Origin of the sequence: Aeromonas sp. ZOR0001 (assembly GCF_000801015.1) — a bacterium.
GTDB classification, from domain to species: domain Bacteria; phylum Pseudomonadota; class Gammaproteobacteria; order Enterobacterales; family Aeromonadaceae; genus Aeromonas; species Aeromonas veronii.
This window is the reverse complement of record NZ_JRJY01000141.1, coordinates 1-4,456: the sequence shown is the minus strand read 5'-3', so window position 1 is coordinate 4,456 and position 4,456 is coordinate 1. Positions and strand designations below refer to the sequence as shown.

Here is a 4,456-nt window from a genome sequence, read left to right as displayed (position 1 = left end):
CTGCTGGCTCCCGCCATGGCGCTGGCGACCCCATTGCGGCTGGTGTGTCACGAGGAGCGGGCCGAGCAGCTGTTCAGCGAACTGGCCCGCCACAAGCTGGACATGGTGCTGATCGATCGCCCGCTCCCTCCCGACAGCGGCGTGCGTGGCTATAACCACGAGCTGGGGCGCAGCCCGCTGGCGCTCTTTGCCAGCCCGGAGCTGGCGGCGCGGGCGCGGGACGGCTTTCCCGCCTCGCTGGAGGGGTTGCCGTTGCTTATCCCCGGAGAGAAGTCTGCCACCCACGATCGGCTGCTGGAGTGGTATCGCCAGCAGGGCATTCATCCCCATCTGGTGGGTCAGTTTGATGACTCCACCCTGATGAAGTCGTTCGGCAAGGCGGGGATGGGGATCTTCCCGGCGCCGCTGGCGATGGCCGACGAGATTGGCCGTCTCTACGGAGTGGAGCGGATTGCGACCCTCACCGATGTCACCCTCTCTTACTATCTGGTCTCGGCAGGGCGCCATCTCTCCCATCCCGGGGTACAGGCGGTGATGGAGGGGGCCCAGCAGCGGTTGGCGGCGCTGGCGGGGAATAAATAGAAATCTGGATGGCTATACATCCAGCTTGGCTCTGCCTATAATCCTCCCGCTTTGGCGCATCATGCTTAATAGGGAATCCGGTGAGAATCCGGAGCTGGCGCGCAGCGGTAAGGGGGAACGAAGCGACATCAGGGCACTGCCGTCAGGCGGGAAGCCGTCGCCGTAGGCTATCAGCCCCCGAGCCCGAAGACCTGCCAGAGTTCGTATTTCGGGCCGAGAGAAACCGGCCACGAAATAGATACTTACGCGAACTTAAGGATCTCTCATGTCGAAGAAATTTCTGGCGGCTGCCCTGTTGCCGACGGCGGCGTTTGCCCAAACCACCATCCCTATCAATCCGACTCTGGTAATCACAGCCAACCGCGTGGAACAACCGGTTAGCTCGGTGCTGGTGCCCGTTGTGGTGATCGATCGCGCCGAGATCGAATCTCGTCAGGTGCAGAGTTTGCCTGATTTGCTGAAAACCCTGCCCGGCGTGCAGATGGCGACTCTGGGAGGTCGGGGGCACATCAGCAGCCTGTTTGTCCGTGGAACCAACTCCAACCACTCTCTGGTCTTGATTAATGGTCGCCCGATTGCCGCCATGGTGGCGGGCACGCCCGATCTCAGCCAAATCCCGCTCGGCAATATCGAGCGCATCGAGTATATCCGTGGCCCACGCGCGGCTGTGTATGGTTCCGATGCCATTGGCGGCGTTATCAACCTCATCACCAAAACATCCGCCAAGAATGGCAGCGAGACACACCTGAAGGGCGGTGCTGGCAGCAATGGTTATGGCCAAGGCGAGCTCAGAACGGTTCAGTCATTGGGTCAAAAAACCGATATGAACATGCTGATCGGCTACGAGCGTACCGATGGTTTTGATATTAAGGCGCAAGATGGCTCTACCCCTATACAGCCTGATCGGGATGGGTTTGCTGGTTTGAATGGCCAGATTGGTCTGAATCACCGTTTCAATGATGCTTGGAGTGCCGACATTAACGCGCAGGGTTATAACAACCTCACTGATATAGATGGTGGTGAAGACTGGCTTGCGCCCGGCGTTCCATCATCAGATCAAAGTCGGGTTCAGGCTTTCCAATATGACGGTGGTCTTAAGTTCCAGAGTAAGGATCTGATCAGTCGATTTGAAGCCAGTTACGGTGAGAACAAGCTTAAGAACTGGCTGGAGAGTAATGGGGAAGAGACTGGCCAGCCCATTCATACAGGTTTGACACGCTTATCCTGGATCAATAGCTGGAGTGGTATTGAAGGGGTCAGCCTGACAGGCGGTGCAGATTGGCAGCGTGAAGAGATGAAGTCAGATTCTCGAGGGTCTAATAAAGCTTTCAATGCCCCCGACCGCGACAATACCGGTCTGTTTGCCGTAGGGAGCTACCGTTGGCAGGCGCTGCTGTGGGAGCTGTCAGGTCGTACCGATGACAACCAGCAATATGGTCGTCACAACACCTGGTCTGCCGCCAGCGGGCTGGATATCGATGAGAACCATAATGTCCGGCTGAGCTACGGTACTGGCTTCAAAGCGCCGACCTTCAACCAGCTCTATTATCCTGGGTTTGAGAATCCGACACTCAAGCCGGAAGAGAGCAAAAACCTGGAGTTGGGTCTGTCAGGTCGCTATTCGGTATGGGATTGGTCTGTGAATCTGTATCGTAACCGCATCGACAATCTGATTTATTGCCTGACCAGCATGAGCAACACCTGTAATCCCAAAAATACCACTGCAGATATCAAAGGGGTGGAAACGGAGTTCGGCATCGACACCGGACCAGTGCATCATCGTCTAAGTTACGACTACACCCGAGCCAAAGATACGGGTAACCAGGATTTGCAGTTGTTGCGTAGAGCTGAGCATAAAGGCAGCTGGATTGCAGATACCCGATTCGATGCAGCAACACTGACTGCTGAGCTGCTCTATGTCGGCAAGCGCTATGACAATAACTGGGCGACTAGCCAGCGGGTGGAACTCAGTGCCTATACGCTGTTGAACCTGGCTGCCAGTTACGAGTTGACTCAGCAATTTACCTTGGGTGGACGTATCGATAACGTGTTCGATCGTGATTACGCCCCCGCTTATGGTTACGCATCGCCGGGTACCGAGTTCAAAGTGACTGCCGACTACCGCTTCTGATGCTTTATTCGGTTCATCCTTGAAAAACCCGGGCCCTGCCATTGGCAGGGCCTTTTCTATTGGCGGCAGGCGGGAGTATGATCGCCGCCTTGCACCAAAGGGGAGCTCAAGTGGCCAATATTCTCGTGTTTGATTCCGGTATGGGTGGCCTGACCATCTACCGCGAGATCCGCCGCGTTCTGCCGGCACACAACTATTTCTACTGCTTCGACAACGCCAACTTCCCCTATGGTGAATTGAGCGAGCCCGCTCTGATTGCTGCCTGCACCCGCCTGGTGACCACCATGGTAGCCCGTCATCATATCGATCTGGTGGTGATTGCCTGCAACACGGCCAGCACCATAGCGCTGCCAGCCCTGCGTGAGGCACTGGATATTCCCGTGGTGGGGGTGGTGCCAGCCATCAAGCCTGCCGCTGCACAGACTCGCAATAGTTGCATCGGTTTGCTGGCTACGCCGGGCACGGTGAGTCGCGACTATACCCACGAACTGATCGCCCAGTTTGCTCCCGGCAAGCGGGTGCTGCTCAAGGGCACCACCGAGCTGGTCATAGAAGCCGAACACAAGCTGGCGGGCCTACCGGTCAATATGGCGCTACTGCGCGAGGTATTGGCCGATTGGCTGGAGGGGGAAGAAAAGCCGGATACGCTGGTGCTTGGTTGCACTCACTTCCCGCTACTCAATGAAGAGATTGGGCAACTGATGCCGCAATGTCAGCTGATTGACTCGGGCAGTGCCGTTGCCAAACGGGTGGCCTGGTTGCTGAACAATGGCGGGCATGCCATCGTGCAGCCTGTACATATAGAAGAGGTAATTGCCAGGGCTTACTGTACCCGGCTGGATGGGGAGGCTCAAAAACTGACAGCCCCCTTGCAAGCATGGGGGCTGTCATCACTGGAAGAGGTGAAGTACTGACGAGCGGTTAGGCGTCAGTTTCGCTACCTTCTCTTTCCTCTTTATCACGTTTGTCATTCGCTTCACGCACCTTGAGGGTGCGCTGCTGATACTCTTTGTCATTCAAAGCGGCAATCGCCTTGGCGGCATCGGCGGCGGGCATCTCCACGAAACCGAAACCTCTGCGCTTGCCGGTTGCCTTGTCCTTCATCAACCGCACGGAAATGACCTGGCCCTGTTCGGCAAACAATTCGCGCACTGCAATCTCATTGGCGCGATAGGGCAGGTTGCCTACATATAAGGTGCAAGTCTCCTGATTGGCGATCGACTCGGCGACATTAGCCGGGGTTCGCTTCAGGAACAGCGGTACCACGAAACCGCCGATGGCCAGACCTGCTGCAAAAATCACTTCCGCTTTCAAAGAGAACTGCAGGGCCTGGGCAACCAGGTAGCCAACCACTGCCAATACCAGAGCAAGGATTGCGGCCTGCATATATACGGGAAACTTGGATAAATTCATCTTAAAAGACCTTTTGTAAATGAAAGCAAAAAAGGTGCAACACTATATTCACCTCCATGGTAACCAGCTTTCCTGATTGGCGCTACCATGGACCACTCGGGAGAGGTTATCGGCTCCAGTATGGCATTCCCAAGGTCACTAAAGACGACATAAATGACGCTAAAATGGGAGTGAAATAACCGGATTGTGGATAACATTGTATATATACACTGAATAAGCTGTTTCTAATTGAATAATTTGAAATTTTCGTGATTTTCTTCAAAAAAAGTCTTGTCATCGCAGCGCCGCTCCCTATAATGCGCCCCTACCAGCACGGCGGAACACGCCGAA

At 55.5% G+C, this 4,456-nt stretch carries 4 protein-coding genes and 1 riboswitch; of the genes, 3 read left to right on the top strand and 1 reads right to left on the bottom strand.

Going from position 1 to position 4,456, the window contains the following annotated elements; all coding sequences use genetic code 11:
- The 3 genes from L972_RS17135 to murI all read left to right on the top strand — a co-directional run.
- Positions 1-582 (top strand): LysR substrate-binding domain-containing protein (locus L972_RS17135; protein WP_047439816.1); only part of this gene is annotated, 582 nt, incomplete at its 5' end.
- A gap of 35 nt (positions 583-617) precedes the next feature.
- Positions 618-795, top strand: a riboswitch (cobalamin riboswitch).
- A gap of 52 nt (positions 796-847) precedes the next feature.
- The gene (locus tag L972_RS17130; RefSeq protein ID WP_047439814.1) at positions 848-2,713 is read left to right on the top strand and encodes a TonB-dependent receptor domain-containing protein; all 1,866 of its coding nucleotides are present in this window, start codon (positions 848-850) and stop codon (positions 2,711-2,713) included.
- Positions 2,714-2,823: 110 nt separating this feature from the next.
- Positions 2,824-3,627, top strand: coding sequence for a glutamate racemase (gene murI, locus L972_RS17125; RefSeq protein ID WP_047439813.1), 804 nt, complete (start codon positions 2,824-2,826; stop codon positions 3,625-3,627).
- A 7-nt stretch (positions 3,628-3,634) separates the two neighbouring features.
- Here murI and L972_RS17120 read toward each other — a convergent pair whose 3' ends face one another.
- Positions 3,635-4,126, bottom strand: coding sequence for an RNA recognition motif domain-containing protein (locus tag L972_RS17120; RefSeq protein ID WP_005339200.1), 492 nt, complete (start codon positions 4,124-4,126; stop codon positions 3,635-3,637).
- Positions 4,127-4,456 lie beyond the last annotated feature (330 nt).